20 protein-coding genes are annotated in these 18,830 nt (G+C 43.3%); 11 read left to right on the top strand and 9 right to left on the bottom strand.

What is annotated here, in order from left to right:
- Positions 1 to 32: 32 nt before the first annotated feature.
- From C9889_RS05150 to C9889_RS05160, 3 genes are all read right to left on the bottom strand, one after another.
- Positions 33 to 1,475, bottom strand: coding sequence for an oligosaccharide flippase family protein (locus tag C9889_RS05150; protein WP_129597704.1), 1,443 nt, complete (start codon positions 1,473 to 1,475; stop codon positions 33 to 35).
- Positions 1,476 to 1,606: 131 nt separating this feature from the next.
- A complete protein-coding gene (locus C9889_RS05155; protein ID WP_129597707.1) occupies positions 1,607 to 2,053 on the bottom strand; it encodes a universal stress protein in 447 nt (148 codons plus the stop codon).
- A gap of 12 nt (positions 2,054 to 2,065) precedes the next feature.
- On the bottom strand, positions 2,066 to 3,457 hold the full coding sequence (locus C9889_RS05160; RefSeq protein WP_129597708.1) for an SLC13 family permease: 1,392 nt from the start codon (positions 3,455 to 3,457) through the stop codon (positions 2,066 to 2,068).
- Positions 3,458 to 3,617: 160 nt separating this feature from the next.
- Between C9889_RS05160 and C9889_RS05165 the strand changes: the two genes are divergently transcribed.
- The 5 genes from C9889_RS05165 to cysN are packed head-to-tail and all read left to right on the top strand — an operon-like array spanning position 3,618 to position 7,427.
- Positions 3,618 to 4,151, top strand: coding sequence for a 3'(2'),5'-bisphosphate nucleotidase CysQ family protein (locus C9889_RS05165; protein WP_129597710.1), 534 nt, complete (start codon positions 3,618 to 3,620; stop codon positions 4,149 to 4,151).
- Complete coding sequence (locus C9889_RS05170; protein WP_129597712.1) at positions 4,148 to 4,420, top strand: inositol monophosphatase family protein; 273 nt, start codon at positions 4,148 to 4,150, stop codon at positions 4,418 to 4,420. Before C9889_RS05165 ends, C9889_RS05170 begins: the two co-directional genes overlap by 4 nt.
- Before the next feature lie 11 nt (positions 4,421 to 4,431).
- Positions 4,432 to 4,962 carry an adenylyl-sulfate kinase gene (cysC, locus tag C9889_RS05175; RefSeq protein WP_129597714.1) on the top strand — a complete coding sequence of 177 codons (531 nt, stop codon included), beginning with the start codon at positions 4,432 to 4,434 and terminating at the stop codon, positions 4,960 to 4,962.
- Between the two features lie 9 nt (positions 4,963 to 4,971).
- Entirely contained in the window at positions 4,972 to 5,880 is a 909-nt protein-coding gene (cysD, locus tag C9889_RS05180) for a sulfate adenylyltransferase subunit CysD (RefSeq protein WP_129597716.1), read from the top strand.
- A 14-nt stretch (positions 5,881 to 5,894) separates the two neighbouring features.
- Complete coding sequence (gene cysN / locus C9889_RS05185) at positions 5,895 to 7,427, top strand: sulfate adenylyltransferase subunit CysN (RefSeq protein WP_225419995.1); 1,533 nt, start codon at positions 5,895 to 5,897, stop codon at positions 7,425 to 7,427.
- An 87-nt stretch (positions 7,428 to 7,514) separates the two neighbouring features.
- Here cysN and C9889_RS05190 read toward each other — a convergent pair whose 3' ends face one another.
- From C9889_RS05190 to C9889_RS05210, 5 genes are all read right to left on the bottom strand, one after another.
- Entirely contained in the window at positions 7,515 to 7,679 is a 165-nt protein-coding gene (locus C9889_RS05190; protein WP_191985819.1) for a hypothetical protein, read from the bottom strand.
- A 72-nt stretch (positions 7,680 to 7,751) separates the two neighbouring features.
- A complete protein-coding gene (locus tag C9889_RS11435; RefSeq protein WP_225419996.1) occupies positions 7,752 to 7,907 on the bottom strand; it encodes a DUF3368 domain-containing protein in 156 nt (51 codons plus the stop codon).
- Between the two features lie 111 nt (positions 7,908 to 8,018).
- A complete protein-coding gene (locus tag C9889_RS05200) occupies positions 8,019 to 8,249 on the bottom strand; it encodes a hypothetical protein (RefSeq protein WP_129597722.1) in 231 nt (76 codons plus the stop codon).
- Positions 8,230 to 8,490 (bottom strand): UPF0175 family protein, encoded by a 261-nt coding sequence (locus C9889_RS05205; protein ID WP_129597723.1) that lies wholly within the window; start codon positions 8,488 to 8,490, stop codon positions 8,230 to 8,232. Before C9889_RS05205 ends, C9889_RS05200 begins: the two co-directional genes overlap by 20 nt.
- 92 nt (positions 8,491 to 8,582) lie before the next feature.
- Positions 8,583 to 8,786, bottom strand: a complete 204-nt coding sequence (locus C9889_RS05210; RefSeq protein ID WP_129597725.1) for a hypothetical protein — start codon at positions 8,784 to 8,786, stop codon at positions 8,583 to 8,585.
- Positions 8,787 to 8,872: 86 nt separating this feature from the next.
- Here C9889_RS05210 and C9889_RS05215 point away from each other — a divergent pair, with 86 nt between their 5' ends.
- The 3 genes from C9889_RS05215 to C9889_RS10390 all read left to right on the top strand — a co-directional run bounded on the left by C9889_RS05215 (position 8,873) and on the right by C9889_RS10390 (position 10,726).
- Positions 8,873 to 10,000, top strand: a complete 1,128-nt coding sequence (locus tag C9889_RS05215; protein WP_129597727.1) for a glycosyltransferase — start codon at positions 8,873 to 8,875, stop codon at positions 9,998 to 10,000.
- A 70-nt stretch (positions 10,001 to 10,070) separates the two neighbouring features.
- The gene (locus C9889_RS10385; protein WP_225419997.1) at positions 10,071 to 10,442 is read left to right on the top strand and encodes a tryptophan-rich sensory protein; all 372 of its coding nucleotides are present in this window, start codon (positions 10,071 to 10,073) and stop codon (positions 10,440 to 10,442) included.
- Between the two features lie 11 nt (positions 10,443 to 10,453).
- Complete coding sequence (locus C9889_RS10390) at positions 10,454 to 10,726, top strand: hypothetical protein (protein WP_225419998.1); 273 nt, start codon at positions 10,454 to 10,456, stop codon at positions 10,724 to 10,726.
- Positions 10,727 to 10,935: 209 nt separating this feature from the next.
- On the opposite strand, the gene galU is transcribed toward C9889_RS10390, so the two are convergent.
- On the bottom strand, positions 10,936 to 11,796 hold the full coding sequence (gene galU, locus C9889_RS05225) for a UTP--glucose-1-phosphate uridylyltransferase GalU (protein WP_129599429.1): 861 nt from the start codon (positions 11,794 to 11,796) through the stop codon (positions 10,936 to 10,938).
- Positions 11,797 to 11,956: 160 nt separating this feature from the next.
- Here galU and C9889_RS05230 point away from each other — a divergent pair, with 160 nt between their 5' ends.
- From C9889_RS05230 to C9889_RS05240, 3 genes are all read left to right on the top strand, one after another.
- Entirely contained in the window at positions 11,957 to 13,264 is a 1,308-nt protein-coding gene (locus tag C9889_RS05230; RefSeq protein ID WP_129597729.1) for a PGF-pre-PGF domain-containing protein, read from the top strand.
- Between the two features lie 207 nt (positions 13,265 to 13,471).
- Positions 13,472 to 18,376, top strand: a complete 4,905-nt coding sequence (locus C9889_RS05235) for a TIGR04279 domain-containing protein (RefSeq protein WP_129597731.1) — start codon at positions 13,472 to 13,474, stop codon at positions 18,374 to 18,376.
- A 106-nt stretch (positions 18,377 to 18,482) separates the two neighbouring features.
- Complete coding sequence (locus C9889_RS05240; protein ID WP_013036596.1) at positions 18,483 to 18,740, top strand: hypothetical protein; 258 nt, start codon at positions 18,483 to 18,485, stop codon at positions 18,738 to 18,740.
- Positions 18,741 to 18,830: the final 90 nt, after the last annotated feature.

Raw genomic sequence — 18,830 nt, forward strand, 5'->3', positions numbered from 1 at the left:
ATTTCTTCACTATTTCCAACAATCTGTTAATTTCAGTACACGAATGTTTTGAAAAAATCGATTTCTTTCCTGCTAAATCCTTTCAATAATATCAAAGTCACAAAGTAGAACACTACACAAACACCTATTGACAGAAGGGTAATAACTACACCATCAGGGTTCCATAGTAAAATGATCCCTGACATCAAGACAGAAGCAAATACACTTTTCAATATAAAAAAGAAGTCTATCTCAAATTGCAAATATCTCAGAGAATATTGAACTATGAATCCCAGAGCAATTGCGAAGGACAGGAGAGTTGTCATTGCAGCTGCAATGATTCCAATATAAGGAATTAGTAGTATGTTCAAACCCAGGTTCAGTGCTGCTGCAATTACCCAGATCGTACCAATAACCTTTGTCTTCTTCACAAGCATAGCGACCTTTTCAAAGACAGAAAATATACCGAAAAGCAGTGCGCCCAGTGCCACAAAAGGCGTGATAATATAACCCTGCTCCGCTATTTCTGGTGTTGAGAGGATCTCCAGCAATTGTCTTGAAAGAAGGGATAATCCGAATGCTGCAGGGATGGCAATGGCCAGGAAATATTTCAGTGAATAACTCAGATACCTTTTGACCTCCTCCAGATTATTCCCATCGTAATGTTTTGAAAGGATCATCGGCAACATGAAATTGAGAGGTGCCACAAACATTTGCAGGATACTACCCAAAGTGTAACCCGGCGAATAGTAACCAACGGCCGAAGTACCCAGAAAACCACTTATCACATAACGGTCACTGGAGTTTAAAATCCATCTTGACATGGTGCTGGATTCTGTAGGTATGCCGTAAGATAGGTGCTCTTTAAGGCCTTTGAATTCAGGCAGTTTCAACCCAAGGTTAGGCATTATGAGAAGCAGAGTGATTAATACCATGATAGCAGAGTTCAAAAGCAACCCTTTAGCTGCTCCCATTATTCCCTCACCCTGCAATACAAAAAAGGCAACTAGCAACACAAGGAGAATATTCGTGGTTGCAGTCAGCATGGAATGCTTCTTAATCTGCTGGGTGGCCCTGAAATAATTTAAAAGAAACTTCTGTAAAGTCTTAAAGAACACAACCAGAGAAAGTATCTCAACAATCATTACATTACCACCAAAGAGCAGACCTGCGACCTGCTCGGACATAATGTATATCATAAGGGAAGCAAACAACCCTGTTAAAGTTATGATGGATAAGAAAGAATAAAACATGTCCTGTAACTTATCTCTGCCTTTAACAGAAGGCATGAACCTCACCATAGATTCGGACAAACCAAGGCTCATAAGAGCAGGAATTATTCCTATAGTAACCATGATCTGTGCCCATATACCGTAATCTCCAACAGACATATTCTTTGTAAGGATTGGCAGCAGTATAACTCCCTGGAATCGATTTACAAATTTTGTCAACCCTACCAATCCCATCCTCTGGGCAAAAAGTTTGTATTCTTTCATTGTTGGACCAAATTAATTAGAATAACACTTAGACAGAATAATAGAGACTCAGGATTTAAAGGGAATTGAAATATTAAAGTAAAAACTTTGTGGTTTCAAGTTATTAAAAAATAGAATTGTTCGGCAAAATGTCACTCAAATGAATAAACTTCTGCGTCTATTTTCTTTTCGATATCATTCACAATGGAACTGGAAGCAACCATCACAACATCAGCACCATACATCCCCGCAGCCTCAATCACCTGCTCCACAAAATCACCCTTCACCTTCACCGTCTCAAACTCAATCCCACGCTTTCCAGCCTCTTCTTCCACCCTGCTAAGCCTCTGGGCAATCAATTCATCCCTGTCTCTCTTGATATCAGCCGCCAGTTTCTCCACCACAGCCCTGCCCATGAAACCCTGGTCCTTTGTAACTCTGGCAACCTTTTCAGCCATATTCTTGTCGCGCACATTCAGTATGATAAGTCTGGCATTCTGCTCTTCTGCCATGTCAAGGGCTGCTTTTGCCAGATTGCGGTGGATCGAGGTTGCCGAAAAGGCCACAAGCACTGTATTGATCTCTGCCATATCATTCATCCTATAAAGAAATCATGTTATATTAATTCCTACCAATGGCCAGTAGACAAGCGCCATTATTATGAAAACTATCCAGGCAGTGAAATTGAGGATCAGGCCGGGCAGGATTACTTCCTTTATCTCATAATAGCCGGACGAATACGCAATGGCATTGGGAGGTGTTCCCATGGGCAGGATGAAAGCCAGGCCTGCGGGGATTGCTATCATGTAGACCATGGCGATGGGATTGATGCCCAGTACATCGCCTATACTGAAACCGATGGGCAGCAGAATTGCAACTGCAGCCGAATTACTTATTCCTTCTGTCAGGAAGATTGATACCAGACTGACAATAATCAACAAAAGCAGGGGTGTCATGTAACCATTAGCCAGCACCAGATTGGAGATCCAGAGTGCAGCCCCTGTTTTTGCCAGGGCTGAGCCCATTGCAATGGCCCCGCCATACATCAGGATTATTCCCCAGTTCACATTGGATTCCACATCATCCCAGGACAGGATGTCCAGCAAGAAAAGGGCAACTGCAGCCAGTATAGCTATTACAGCCAGCCCCATATCTGTACCGAAAAAGATCCAGGCAAGAATTGTCAGAGTAATAATGAGAGCTGTCCTCTTCTCTATGATACTCATCTGGCCTATATTATCAAGTTCCCTGCCAAGCACATCCTTTGCAGCCTTCACATCCTTCACATCCACACGGAAAAAAAGGTTCAGAACCACAAAACCTGCTGCCAGCATCACAAAAACAATGGGAATTGCTGCCACACACCATTCAAAAAAAGAAATGCTCATCCCGGCACTTTCTTCCAGCAGCCCGATAGCAAGAGGGTTGCGTGCCCCTCCAAGCAGCGTTCCCACACCGCCTATGATCGTACCCCAGGCCATCGACAGGAAAAGCAGGATACCGTATTCACTGTTTAAGGGTTCCAGCTCCAGACTGTCTGCAATGGACCCTACCACAGGAAACATGATCGCAGCCACCGCGTGTTCCGGCATGATGAAGGAAAGAAGGGCGGATGTACACATGATGCTGCAGAGCAGCCTGCGCGGAGTCCTGTCGAACCTGCCAAGCATCAAAAGAGCTACCCTTTTACTCAGACCGGTCTTCATCATGGCCGCTGCCAGTATAAAGGCACCCAGAATAAAAAAGACTGCCTTGTTGCCGAACAGGGCAAAGGCAGCCTTACTGCTCATCACATTCAGAAGGGGCAGGAGGACGATTACAAAAAGACCGGTCACAGACAGAGGGAGGGCATTGGTAGTCCAGAGAATTATGGCAAGAAGAAAGATACCCAGCGCATTCTTTGCCTCCGGGGATAGACCATCAGGAGAGGGTAACAGGAATATGCCAATCAGCACGATCAAACTGAATAATACTACCGCATGATTGGTGCCACCATTTCCCATTGATTTTGTACCTCTGGTTTACTTAATTTCTTCAATTTAATCAAATTAGCAGTAAATTGGATTGCAATGTCACAAAGGATAATTTTATAATATTTAAAATAAGTGTTCATTCATATTTAATCAATTCATTACAGAACGACTGCTTCAGGATTATTTAACAATGAATAAAGAAACTATTCCCAAAATGCTGGAAGAATTAATTGAAATATCCAGGGATGCCGGTAACATCATTTTGAACTACTATGATAACCCGGAACAATCCATCCAGATAAAGGAAGATGAATCACCCCTCACAAAGGCAGATACAGAATCCAATGAATATATCTGTGGAAAACTCAAGGAATTGTATAACATCCCTATAATCTCAGAAGAATGTTATGATGCATATGATATAAGAAAGGATTATTCTGAGTTTTTCCTTGTTGACCCCCTGGATGGAACAAAGGAATTTATCGAGCGCAACGGCGAATTCACAGTAAATATTGCATACGTGAAAAACAAAAGACCTGTAATGGGAGTCATCTATGTGCCGGCATCCGGAACTACATTTTTTGCAGCCGAAAACTTCGGCTCCTATGTGGAAGACAGGAATGGAACAAAGAAACTACCCTTAAATGAACTACCTAAAGGAGAACTTCGGCTACCGGCAGCAGAAAGCATAGTACAGGTCTTGATGCAGAGTTTGCCCGGATGAACAATATCCGGGAAACGGTTCCTGCAGGATCTTCGCTTAAGTTCTGCAAAGTGGCCATGGGACATGCTCACTTATATCCAAGATTCCAGGGTTCAATGGAATGGGATATCGCCGCGGGCCATATTGTTGCAAAGGAAGCCGGATGCAGATTAGTAGACCTTAAAACTATGGAAGAGCCTGAATACAACAAGGAATCATTACTAAATAATTATTTTATAGTACTTGCCAAAGGGTTAGATATTTCTTCAATAAAGATACCTGAAATATAAGGAGGATACCTATGCCAGAGGAAGGATTTACAGTATGGTTTACGGGATGGTCGGGCGCAGGTAAAACTACGATTGCGATTGCCCTTGAAGAAGAGTTGAATAAAAGGAATATCGGGCCCGTACAGAGACTTGATGGGGACATTATCCGAAGTGATCTTTGCAGTGATCTGGGTTTTTCAAAAGAAGACAGGAATGAAAATATCAAAAGGGCGACATTTGTTGCTGAATTGCTGTCAAAAAATGGTGTCGCAACTCTTGTATCATTCATTTCCCCCTATATATCTCTACGAGAACGTGCAAGACATAAATGCCACAATTTCATTGAAGTTTACGTTAAATGTGACAGGGACACCCTGATCAACCGGGATGTCAAAGGTCTTTATAAACAGGCAATTGAAGGCGAAATCAAGGAATTCACTGGCATCACTGACCCCTACGAAGAGCCTGAAAATCCGGAGATCGTCCTCAATACGGCAGAAGAGGATATCTCTGAATCTGTAGGGAAAGTTATTGAATATCTGGAAGAAAAAGGGCATATCTGAGGACATCTCATGGAAGAAAAGGAAGAATCCTACCACCTCTCAAACTTGAAGACACTTGAAGCCGAAAGTATAGGAATAATCAGGGAAGTTGCTGCAGAATTTGAAAATCCGGTGATGCTATATTCTGTTGGCAAAGATTCATCGGTGATGGCTCATCTGGCAATCAAGGCTTTTTATCCGGAAAAAGTACCTTTCCCTTTGCTACATATTGATACCAGCTACAAATTCCCGGAAATGTATGAATTCAGGGACTATTACACAAAAAAGCATGACCTGGACCTGAAAGTCCACAGGAATGAAGAAGCTCTGTCAAAAGGGATAAATCCTCTTTCTGCGGGAACAGTCAAATGTTGCGCCGAACTGAAAACAAAGGCCCTGCTGGATGCATTGAAAGAAGGCGGCTATGATGCTGCATTCGGGGGGGCCAGAAGGGATGAAGAAAAATCCCGGGCAAAAGAGAGGGTTTTTTCATTCCGTGACAAACATGGCCAATGGGACCCAAAGAATCAGAAACCGGAGTTATGGAATATTTTTAATTCAAGGATCGATCCGGGTGAATCCATAAGGGTATTCCCCCTTTCAAACTGGACCGAACTGGATATCTGGACATACATATACCATGAAAATATCGAGGTCGTACCCCTTTACTTTGCAAAAAAGAGACCGGTTATCGAGAAGAACGACCAGCTCATCCCGGTTTATACGGATGAAAATCCGGAAGAGACAAAGGAAGTAATGTGTCGCTTCAGGACCCTTGGATGCCATTACTGCACAGGTGCGGTAAGATCTGAGGCAGACACCATGCCAAAAATTATTGAAGAAATGATGGTTGCACGCCATTCCGAGCGGATAACACGGGTCATTGATCATGATCAGGACAGTTCAATGGAGCAGAAAAAAATGGAGGGGTATTTCTGAAGACTCCTGAAGCCTTGATCGAAGACAGTCAAAATATCGAACTGTTACGAATTACCACTGCAGGAAGCGTGGATGATGGAAAATCCACTCTTATCGGACGCCTGCTGTATGATTCAAAATCAATATTTGAGGACCAGTTAAGTTCGATCAGGGATTACTCAAAGACCAACCGTAATCAGGAAATCGATTATTCACTGATCACCGATGGCCTGAAATCCGAGAGAGAGCAGGGAATTACAATTGATGTTGCCTATCGCTTCTACTCAACTCCCAAGAGACGTTTTATAATAGCAGATACGCCGGGGCATGAGCAATATACAAGAAACATGGCCACCGGAGCATCAAATGCCTCCCTTGCCCTGATTCTTATTGATGCCAAAAAGGGCATTGTGACACAGACCAGAAGACACACATTTATTTCTTCCCTGCTGGGTATCCGCCATTTTGTGGTAGCCATTAATAAAATGGATCTTGTTGATTATTCAGAAGAGGTTTTCGAACAAATAGTTGAAGAATATAAAGCATTCGCTGAAAAACTGTCTGTCGAATCTATCTCTTTTATTCCCCTCAGTGCCCTGAAAGGTGACAATGTCATTGAACGTAGCACCAATATGCCCTGGTATCAGGGATCCCCTCTTCTTGATTATCTGGAAAATGTGAATGTAGCCGGCGGACGTAACTTGATCGATTTCAGGTTCCCGGTCCAGTATGTCAACTGGAGTGGAAACGAATTCAGGGGATATTGCGGCACAATATCATCCGGAGTAATTCGTAAAGGCGAACGTGTAATCGCCCTGCCCTCCGGAAGAACCAGTAAAATATCAAGAATTGTTACCTATGACGGAGACCTGGATTATGCCTTTGCCCCCATGGCAGTAACCCTCTGTATTGAGGATGACATAGACATCAGTCGTGGAGACCTGATTTCAAGGGAAAATAACCTGCCTGCCATCACGGGAAATATCGAAGCGAATGTTGTATGGATGGATACAGAATCCATGCAAACCGGCAAAGATTATTTAATCAAGCATACCACCAAAACCGTAAAGGGCAGTTTTTCAGAAGTACGCTATAAATTCGATCTCGAAAAGATCCATAGAATACCTGCCGAATTCCTGAGCGTAAATGATATCGGGAAGGTGAAGATTGAACTTAAAAAGCCCCTTTACGCAGATCTTTATTCCAAAAACCGACTTACAGGTTCGTTCATTGTTATCGATCCACATACCAACCAGACAGTTGCCGCCGGCATGATATCCAAATACAAGCAGGTCTCTCCAGATAAGGCATGTGAATCTGTAAAATCCAAAGTTATCAGATATCCCGGAGACAAAAAGGAAAAGGCAAAATCGGATTATGACCGTCTTTCCATGCAGGGCACCCAGTGCATCTATGTGGATGACGAAATTCTCCAAAAAGGCCTTTGCAGGGGAATTGCGGTCGATACCGATGAATATTCCAGGATTATAGAGGGTTTGTGCAATATTGCTACAGAATCAGGAGTATCTGTGGTGTTGTGTACAGAGAATGAAGTTTCATTGGAATGAAAGGTAGAGGATGGAATATTTTTCATACCATCCTTTAGATAACTTCATTTCACTTCATGCCCGTTCTTATCTCCCCTACCAATCCCCTTACACAAACCCTGCATCGATAAAAGCATCCGGCTCCACCACATTCCTGCCATCCACGATAACAGGATGTGTCTGTCCGGACAACTCCTGCAACTGCCGGGGCTCCAGAGAATAATACTGCCTGTGGCCTGCAAAGATCACCACAGCATCCACACCGTCCAGCACTCAGCCGGCGTATTCCGGGCGTCATCTGAATCATTGAGGAAAAGCCGATCCGGTATGGCTGCATTAATAATGTTATTCCTCTGTATATTGTAAAACCCGATTATACAATTTATCGTCAATCCAGAATCCTGTCTCGTTACGAAGTTTATCTAATTCATCCTGAAGAGACATAATTCTGCCTTCAGACTTCGCACGCATCAAAATACCAATAATTCCGGTTATCCGCAATCCATACAGGTTCGCTACTCTTCTTGCCTCGGACTCATCCAGAAAAACTACATCAGGTTGCTGCTCAATAGCCAGCGCAATAGTTTCAGCCTCTCCGGCATGTAATTCCCGCTAAAGCAATCGAACCACAGGCTCGTTTGCAGGTGCCATAATCTTCACCCAACCCAAACTGTGGGCTTTCCTCACCTCAAGAGCACCGGATCTGCCATGGCCCTCCTCAACAACCTCCTTCCACACACCAGGCGTAATGAGAATCCTGTCATAAAATTCTTTCAATAACTCCAGGCGACCAATCCCTGTAGAATGAATCAAAGTGGAGGAATCACTGATGGCTTCGGACATAATCAAGATCTTCATCCAAATTTTGTTCAGTATAGTGACGGGAAATTCCATGTCGCCCCAAAATTTCCTCGAACTCCCATCGGGTCATCCCGGCAAGAGCACAGGCTTTACCGGATGAAAGTATACCACGTTGATACAATGCCAAAGAAAGTTCTTTGTGCAGTTCCCGATCCAAATCCCCGGGGGGGAAATGAATCGCATCTACAACATCATCAGGTATATTCAATGCAAATGCACTCATTTTTCTTCCTCTGTTCTTTTATCATAGATTATTCTTTATCTATTCATAATTATAGTTGTCCCTATAAAGAATAGATATATATCGATCTGTATTTACTCAAACATCTTATGCCCGTTCTTATCCCCTCTGCCAATCCCCTTATACACAAACCCTGCATCAATGAAAGCATCTGACTCCACCACATTCCTGCCATCCACGATAACAGGATGTGTCTGTCCGGACAACTTCTGCAACTGCCCGGGATCCAGAGAATAATACTGCCTGTGGCCTGCAAAGATCACGCTATGTCCACACACATTACGGAAGGAAACTCCTGCTCTAAAAGTTGAATATATACTAACATCCCAAACAATTATATCCCATTCACACCCTACCCAGACCAATGAATTCCTTACTCATCGCAGCAATAATATTCACCGCCATCCCGGTTATTACATATCTTATTTACATCCTGGCAATCCTTAGATCCCAAAACTCAAAAATCCACACACCTGATTCCCAACCTCCGATCACAGTGGTAATTCCCACCTACAACGAAAGTGAGGTCATCGAGCATCGTATCAAAAATATTGTTGAAATGGATTATCCTGCAGAAAACATCCATGTGATTGTAGTGGATGACCAGTCCACAGACAATACGGTAGGGCTGGCGGCAGAGGCTTTTAAAAAGTATGACCTATCCGGCGAAGTGATCGTGAAGGAAAAACGTAGCGGTACCAATGCTTCGGTGAACATGGGAGTAGGAGAGGCAACTACCGATTTTGTGGTGACCACGGATGCAGATGTCACCTTTGAGCCTGATGCGGTAAACCACGCCCTGGGCCGGCTGCTCAGCGATGAGAAAATTGGAGCGGTATGCGGGGAACTGGAACCCATCGCTCGCAGGGATTCCTTTACCACCCATTCCGAGAAAGCCTACAGGGATGTCTACGGCAGGATGTGTTCCTGGGAAAGTGGCCTGCATTCCACCTACTGTTTCAACGGGCCCCTCATTGTGCTGAGGAAAAAAGCATTTTCTCCGATTCCCGAAACAAAAGGAGCATCCGATGCTGGCATGGCGCTGCGTATCATCCGCAATGGTTACCGCTGCCTCTACGAATCCTCTGCCCGGTTCTCTGAGTATATCACCAGTGACATGGGTCAGCAGCGCCGCCAGAAACTCAGACGCTCGGCCCGCTTGCAGGAAGCCACCATGCACAATATCGGGCTGATCTCACCAAAATACGGAAAATTCGGGATGTTTGTGCTGCCTTTACGCTTTACTATGTTCTTCATAGCCCCCGCTTCATTCTTCCTGGCAGTGATACTCTGGTCGGTTGTGCTGGGTGGAATTAATCTATTCTGGGGCATCGGTGTATGGATATTGTTTGGCCTGGCACTGCTTTCAGGGCAATGGAAATCCAATCTCATATCATCCTTTATCTGGCACCAGATCTACTTGCTGGTAAGTCTGGTCTACATGTCCAGGGGAGTACATGTCTGGCAGGCAATTGAAAGGAAGAAAGTGTAAACAGCGATACAAATATCCCTCCTGGTTTACATCAATTAATTTGCAGGAACATTTGCAAAGGAAAAATAAGATGGAACGAAATCAGCCAACATTGATGATCAAAATAATCACCACGGTAACTTTCTCAGCAATGGTCATTGCCAATGCACTGGCCAATGCTCTCCCGATCAATGGGCTCACTACCGGCCAGATATCGGATTTCTATCCCAATCCCTTTGCCCCGACAGGCTGGACCTTTGCAATCTGGGGACTCATCTATCTGCTGCTGGCTGGATATACACTATACCAGCTTGGGGTTTTTCAGGATAATGAAAATTCTGTCAGAAATGGACTGTTAAGTAAAATAGGAATTCTTTTCTCAATTTCCTCCATTGCCAACGCCGCCTGGATTTTTGCCTGGCACTATCAGATCATACCATTATCTCTGCTGCTGATGTCGTAATCCTTGTATGTTTGATCCTGATAAATCAAAAGATTAACAAAGAACAACTTTCTGCAAAAGAGAAACTGTTTATCGGATTGCCATTTAGCGTATACTTCGGCTGGATCACTGTGGCAACCATTGCCAACGCTACTGTTCTTCTTGTCAGCCTGAACTGGCAGGGTTTTGGTTTACCTGAACCCACATGGGCATCTATTGTAATCATTCTTGGCTTTCCTATAGGAGCCGTGACAATGCTGAAAAACAGGGATGTTGCCTACGGCCTTGTTATTGTGTGGGCTTAGTGGGAATATTGTCCAGGCACACCTCAACTGAGGGATTTGGAGGGCAGTATCCTGTAATTATCAATATCACAACTGCGTGCATTGGATTGCTACTTCTTGGCGAAGCCTATCTTTTGATTTCAAAAAAGAGGAATGGGGATATGAGGCTTTTAGCAAAACAATCCTGATTTGCTGCAGGGGAATACACCCCCATAAAATCAGTAACCCCTTCAGCCCAGCTTCTCCATATGCCCCAGGATCTCGTCCCTCATCCCTTCATCCTTCAGGGCAAAATCCAGCACAGCCTTCACATACTCCACCTTGTTGCCGGAATCATAACGCTGGCCTGTGAACTGGTGCGCATACACCTTCTGTGAATCATTGAGCAACCGGATCCCGTCGGTCAGCTGGATCTCGCCACCCACGCCTTTGGAGGTCTGCTTTATGCAATCGAAGATCTCCGGAGTGAAAACGTAACGCCCGATGGCACCGATATTGGAGGGAGCCTCCTCCACAGAGGGTTTTTCCACGATGTCATCCAGGGCGTAGAGATATTCATCCACAGGACTGCCGCTTATTATCCCGTAACTGCTGACCTTATCCTGTGGCACTTCCTCCACCGCGATCGTGGAGCGGCCGTATTTGCGGAAGACATCGATCAGCTGACGTGTACAGGGTTTCTCATTGACAATGATATCATCCCCCAGCAGCACTGCAAAGGGGTCGCCACTGACATGTTTGCGAGCAGTCATTATGGCATCCCCCAGCCCGTTGGGTTCCTTCTGGCGGATGTAGTGGATATCCACCATTGAAGAAATCTCCTGCACCATTTCCAGCATGTCATACTTGCCCCGATTCTGCAGATGCATCTCCAGTTCAGGACAGCCGTCAAAATAATCCTCGATTGCCCGCTTGTTACGCCCGGTTACAAATATGATATCATCTATCCCGGATTCAATGGCTTCCTGTACCACATAATGGATAACAGGAGTATCAATAATCGGCAGCATCTCTTTGGGCATTGATTTTGTGACCGGCAGGAAACGGGTCCCCAGCCCCGCCACCGGTATTACGGCCTTTTTTACATCCATTTCAGCATCCTCTGGTAGCATTTTCTGTTATGTTTGATGCATCCAATTGATATTAGGGTTTGGTCTGTGAATTACAAAAATTCGATAGTTTTTTGTACATCACAAATATAAACTGTTAGTAGAAAAAGAGAGTATAGTATATCAATAAAAGGTGTCACCATTGAAACGATTACATAAGTGTATATTATTACTGTTTATCGCCCTGGTACTGGGAGTCTCCACAGCCTCTGCTTTTGAAGTGTCCCCTGCAAATCCGACCGTGGGAGATGAGATCACAATTAGTGGAACGGCTTCTGGAGATTCTGTAGATGCATCTGTGGCTTTTACCGAAAGCGTAGATGTAGCAAATGGAGAATATGAATATACTATAAATGGAGTGGAGATTCCAAGCGGAGATAATCGTTTCAAAGTACAGGCTGAAGGTGTGCAGGATCTGAATGTCCAGGTAAAGATATTGTTCTGGATTACCAAGAGTGCAGATGCTTCCGGAGGTGTGGCAACAGTATCCCAATCCAACGTACCCTCCGGAAATTACAATATCAAAATCGATGGTAATGCTGCAAGTGGCCAATCAAATGTGGACCTGACAATTAATGCAACCCAGACAATGGACATAACAAATGGCCAGTTTGAAGAAACTTATTCCACAAGCAGTATTCCTGCAGGGGATTTCAGTGTTACCGTGGGTGGGGAAACCAAAACTATAACTTTAAGTTCAATTGGTTCCGGCAGTTCCAGTGGAAGTAGCGAGAGTAGCAGTAATACAGGAGGCGGAGGAGGCACAACACCCGATGTTGCAAACGGAAATGTGGACGCATCAGAATCCATCACAAAAAGAGTATTCAGCGATATGCCGGTGGAATATCAGTTCTCTCATTCATCTATGCCGGTCAGGTCAGTAAACATCACATCCCGAATAACTGCAATGGATATACCCGTCAATGTTGAAGTTCTGGATGATACTTCCGTAATGGTAAAGAAGGAGCCCTCTGGAAAAATCTACAAACATCTCAATATCTGGGTCGGCAGTACCGGCTTTGCAGTACCGGAGAATATTAATTCTGCAACCATTCATTTCAGGGTAGACAATGACTGGATACATAACAATGATATTGATCCTGACACAATTGTCCTGATGCATTATGAAGAAGAGGCAGAAGAATGGACAAAATTGCCTACAGAGCAAGTTTCAAAGAATGAAGAGTATACAAATTACAGGGCTTCTACACCTCATTTTTCTCCATTTGCAATTATCGGGAAAATTGACCAGGAAACTATCGATAATACCACTAATGACACAAACTCCACCAACGAAAGCCAGAATTCAACTATAAATAATTCCGATATTACGGATAATAATCCAACTGGTGAAACAGACAATCAATCTATTTACACAAATGCATGGATTTTTGCTCTGATAATTACAGGAATTGTTGGTATAATAATACTGAAAATGAGAAAGTCCTGAAATTGAAAAACCAAGCAATTTCAGTACCGTGCAGGTTTTTCAGCCACTTTTTAAAATTGCAATACTATAATTATATAATAACGCAAGGATAAGGTTTATCACTTTAAAATTTGTTAATATACAATCAAGTAATTGAAAACTATTGAAATGATACGTATTACAAATCATAACCTAAGACCTAATTATACATAAAAGGAGCAACTGCTGATGAGAATGTTAAAGAACGGGCTAATGATACTGTTTTTATTATTGGCTTCAACTGCAATGCTGGGTTCCGGAGTTGCAGGCGCGGAATCGAATGATGGGTATATTATGAATGTGACAGTAAGTGGCAATTATAATTTGGATTTGACTTTTGCAAATCATACATCATCCACTACTAATGGAAACTGGATAGAATTAAATGGCGGGGAAGATTTTAGATTGCCTAATCCAGTTTCTTTTACCTACAATGGTGTCAACAAATCTGACTTTTCAGTCGAAGGTTATAATGTAGCCGTAGAATTGAAATTGGATAATTATACCAACCACACCATTAGTTATCCATATGAAACACATCCAATGTATGTCAACACTACAGGGAAAAATGATGTATCATTCTCTTTTGATGGTTTAACTGCTTTTGGCACCGAGGATGTGGAAGTCTCTCTTGTGAAGACAAACATTTCAGAATTGTCCGGTATATTTAGCGATATCAAAAATGGAGATACAAACAGCTTTACAGATTTAATTAACAGAATGAAATCCGGAGCCGTTCCTTATACACTTGACAGTTCTGGCAATATTGACGGCGGAAACTATGATTCTCTTTCTGCTGGAGATTATGTATTAATTATCAAGTTGGCTGATGAAAATACGATCCTCTCCACCACTGCCTTCACAGTCCTGGATTACGATTCAACCACTTCAGTATCTGCCAATGAAGACAACGTGGCCGTTGATTTCAATCTCCTGAATGCACATGAATCCCAATATACCTACGATGCAATCCTGGTCAAGGAAAGTGAATACAAAGCAGACGTATTCATGCAATACAACGAAACTTCAGACGGGCTCAATGCATCTTTAAACGGCAATCCTCTTGTAGATGGATTATCCCTTGTGGGCCTGGACATTTCAAACCCAACCAGTTCTGACCTGAAAAACATGAGTGGTATTGAAAATATCGCAGCGGTAGAGAATACTTCTGTTTCCAATGCCACAACCCTGAATATACCTACCACCGGTTTGTCTGCAGGCAACTATATTCTGTTTACGACTGCCAGATCCGGAAGCGATCTGCTTGCATTTGATCAATCAGAAGTTAATCTGACAAACTACGATTTTGAAATGACGGTTAATACCACATCCCAAACCGTAGAGCAGAATGAGAATGCAAGTTATCTGGTTAATCTGACAAATACCGGAAATATAGAGGATACAATAAATCTCAGCACATCCAGCAGCAAGGCAGAGTTAAATGAAACTTCAGTTACTCTGGCTGCGGGAGAAAGTGCTCACATTAAAATGAATGTCAGCAGTGCCGATATTGGTGAACATTCAATTAATGTCATGGCAGAAGGTTCTGAATACACTGAGAGTATAAACACCAAGACCACAGTAATCGATGCTCTGGATGTCAGCGTTGATTCCACAAGTAAAGCAGTTGTTACCGGCCAGAATGCCAGTTATATAATTACTGTTGAGAATAACGGTAATAAGCAGCATACATACAATTTGACCGCAACTAAAGAAGCTGGCGGTGATGTAACAGATTATCTACTGGATGATTCTGTAACCCTCAGTCCAGGAGGATCCACACATATCACATATAATGTGAGCAGTAATGATAATGACACATATGTACACAATATCGTGGTGGAGGATTCTAAAAATCCATACATTACAGAAACCCTGAGTCTTGCTACAACGGTAAATACAAAGCCAATCTATGCAGTCTCAGTTAATTCCAATACCACCGATCAATCAGTAGATGCAGGAACGAATGCCACCTATGCCATTACCATCACCAACAATGGTAACACAGATGATACCTATGACATCAGTGTAGTGAACCAACAGGCAGATTACGCATCCTTTAACACATCATCTGTTCCTCTGGATTCCGGTGAATCGGAAACAAGACTCTTGAATGTATCCTCTAAAGACGGTGGAACCTACGACGTAAAGGTGGTGGCACAATCCCAGGAGTCTGCCGAATATGACAGTGTCATAACCACCACAAAGGTCAATAATTACGGATTGACACTCTCTGCTGATTCCTACAGTGCAACAGCAAAACCGGGTGAACCCGTCAACTACACCTTAACCCTCAAGAACACGGGTAATGTAGAGGATAACTTCACACTCAGCAATCCCACCAATGATGATAACCTGATAATGCGTGATGCAATCAACAATCTGGCAGCCGGGGACACAGCAACTTTTGAAGTGGCCCTTTCCAATTCGACAAATGTAACTGCAACAATTAAGGCCAGTTCCGAAGGAGATAACAATGAAAACACATCTCTCGAACTTGATCTTGTTGTTGAAGAAACAGATCGCTATGGAGTGGCTCTTTCAATCGACCCTGTATCCAATACAATGGAGATTAAGGATACAAAATCCTACACTCTCAAGATCAGGAATACAGGTAACGTGGAAGATACCTTCATCCTTTCAACAACTTCAGACTACGCCACTCTTGATTCAGAAACCATAACCCTGGCTGCCGGAGAAGTCGGCTATACCCAGATGACTGTGGAAGGGATCAATGAAACCGGCACATACACCATACCGGTCAGTGTTGTTTCAGATACAGATGAAAATGCCGATGCTCAAAAGACAGCCTTTATAGAAGTTGTAGAAGCCGTTTCAATGAAAGTAACCCCTGCCACCCAGACAGTGACATACGGTGAACCTGCAGAGTATGTGGTAAAAATTATCAATACCGGTGCACAGACACACACCTACAACCTGGAAGTGTCTGAGAATTCATCCAACACAACCGCAGTGCTGAACAGGGCGACAATTCCGGATCTGGCTGTGGGAGAATCCGAAAAAGTGGATTTCACCTTCAACAATACAGGTAGTGCAGACAGGCTTATTGAAGCCACACTTCTGGTAAGTGTAAAGGGTGAAACTTACAAGAATGAAACGTCTGTTGCAAGTGCTCTTTATCTGGCAGAAGATGTTTATGGAGTATCCATAGAAGCCGATGAGGACAAGCAGGCCATAAAATCCGGAAAGAATGCTACCTACTTCCTCACGGTCAGCAACCTCGGTAATACCAATGATACGTTCAATCTGACAACCACAGGTGAAAATGTAAGTCTTGTCGAGTCACTGGAACTGAATGCAAGTGGAACTGCTGACAGTAAGGAAGTTGTAACTCTTGACCACTGGCCAACAGCCCCAGGTGAACATAAAATCTATGTAACTGTTGAATCCACAAACGCTACTGATACGGTAAAACTGATCACACGGGTTGTGGAAGTTGAAGGAAATGAACTAAGCAACAGTGAAATTGACGATGAGTCAACTGTAAAAATTTCTAATGTCACCAACTCCGAGATCAAGAATTCCTTAATCGTGGATTCTAATGTCACCAATTCCGAGATCAAGGATTCTGTGGTGAACAAAAGCACAGTCATTGATTCCGAACTCAAAAATCTGGAAATTAATGATGGATATATAAAGGCGAACCTGATCTACAACGGAACCATCATTGTCGATGATACCGAATACGAGGTAAATGAACCTGAAGGTATAACTCCTGATGACCTTGTGGAAGGTACCGATGATCTGGATAGCAGTATATCAGGAGTTGGAGGCGAGGAAACTTCAGTCGAAGCCAAGAACTCCGGAGTCAAACTAACAATCGGAAACAACAAGAGTATTGTCGGAGGTTCAATAAAGGTTCAAAAGACCAAAACACCTTCAAAAGGAGTAGGACAACCTGATTTCCAGTCTTCGGGATCATTCCTCAAATTCGATGAAAGTGAAAACGTCAATGATTCCATGGAATATGTTTTCATCAACATGAGTTATAAGGAAGACGAAATTGGAGATATCGAAGAAAATGATCTCCAGCCCTACTGGTACGATGAAGATAACGATAAATGGGTTATCTTGCAACCTGGAAATCCAGAATTCTGCCTGGATACAGGTGTAAATACTGATGAGAACTATGTCTGGGCCAAAGTAACTCACTTCTCGACATATTCAATGGGAACACCCACAGAGGACACCTCAACAGAAGAAGAGTCCAAGACCAGTGCTGATGGTGGCAGTGGAGCTGCTATAAGTGCAGAACCCTATGAAAATGTTGAATCCAAAGGCGTGGACAGCAAGTACATTGGCAGGAATGTAAAGGCAGCTTACAGTTTCGCTGAAGGCAGCGGACCAGTGGAAAACATTACCTTCACACCGCAGATCAATGCAGGTTATACCAGTGTCATGGTCGAAGTACTCAAAGATACATCCACTCTGGTTGATACAAAGCCTTCAGGTCTGCTGTACAGCAATATTAACATCTGGATAGGTTCAAGACTTAATGAGGATGTAATCGATAATGTAACAATTTCCTTCAGTGTGGACAAAAACTGGCTGGATGAAAATGATGTGGACGCCGCAAACATCAGGTTGTTGAGGTACACCACAGAATGGACACCTCTTTCAACCACAATGACAGGAGAAGATGAAGACAGGGTGTACTATACTGCACAAACACCTGGCTTTTCCAGTTTCGCAATTGTTGCAGATACCGATGCTGAACCGGTTACCGAACCAGCAGACATAGAAGCCGAATTTTCAGCAACTCCTGTAGAAGGACAGAGTCCCCTGGAAGTCACCTTTACAGCAGAGGCAGATAATGCTGACTCCTGGCAATGGGAATTCGGTGACGGCAGCACATCAACAGAACAGAACCCAACCCACACCTATGAAGAACCCGGCACCTACACTGTAGTACTGACAGTTGAGGGCGAAGGTGGAGTCGATGTTGTGGAGAAGACAGACCTGATCACAGTAACTGCACAGGAAGAAGATAAAGGAATACCTGGATTTGAGGCAATCTTTGCCATTGCAGGATTGCTGGCAGTAGCAGGCCTTTTGAGAAGGAGGAAACTGTAAACGAATTGATATGCAGGTTTTTTACCTGCATATTCTTTCCGGAAAAATCCAAAACCTTTTAATAGTAACATTATAATCTAATTGCAGGAACATTCAGAGGATAATCATGCTTACAAGTGTAATTTCAACAACCAGTGCAATATCTTCCGCAGCAGGTGCCATTTCAATGACCACGGGCATCGGATTGCCGGAATACGGCGTACTGGCTGTAATCGGCCTTATTCTATTATTGTCAGCCAAAGAGATACTTTCTGCGTCCAGTAAATGGAACAGGACACTCAACACGTCCCTCAATATGGGAATAATGCCTCTACTCGTTGCCTTTGTCGCCATAGTTGTGTTCAAGGTAGCAGAGATTGTGTGAATTTCCTTTACAATTCTTTTTTCCACATATTTTTTACTTATTTTGAATTATTCTGAGCTGGATTTAAAATGCAGTTTATCCCATAAACAG

The sequence above is a fragment of the Methanohalophilus profundi genome, from assembly GCF_004137855.1.
GTDB lineage: Archaea > Halobacteriota > Methanosarcinia > Methanosarcinales > Methanosarcinaceae > Methanohalophilus > Methanohalophilus profundi.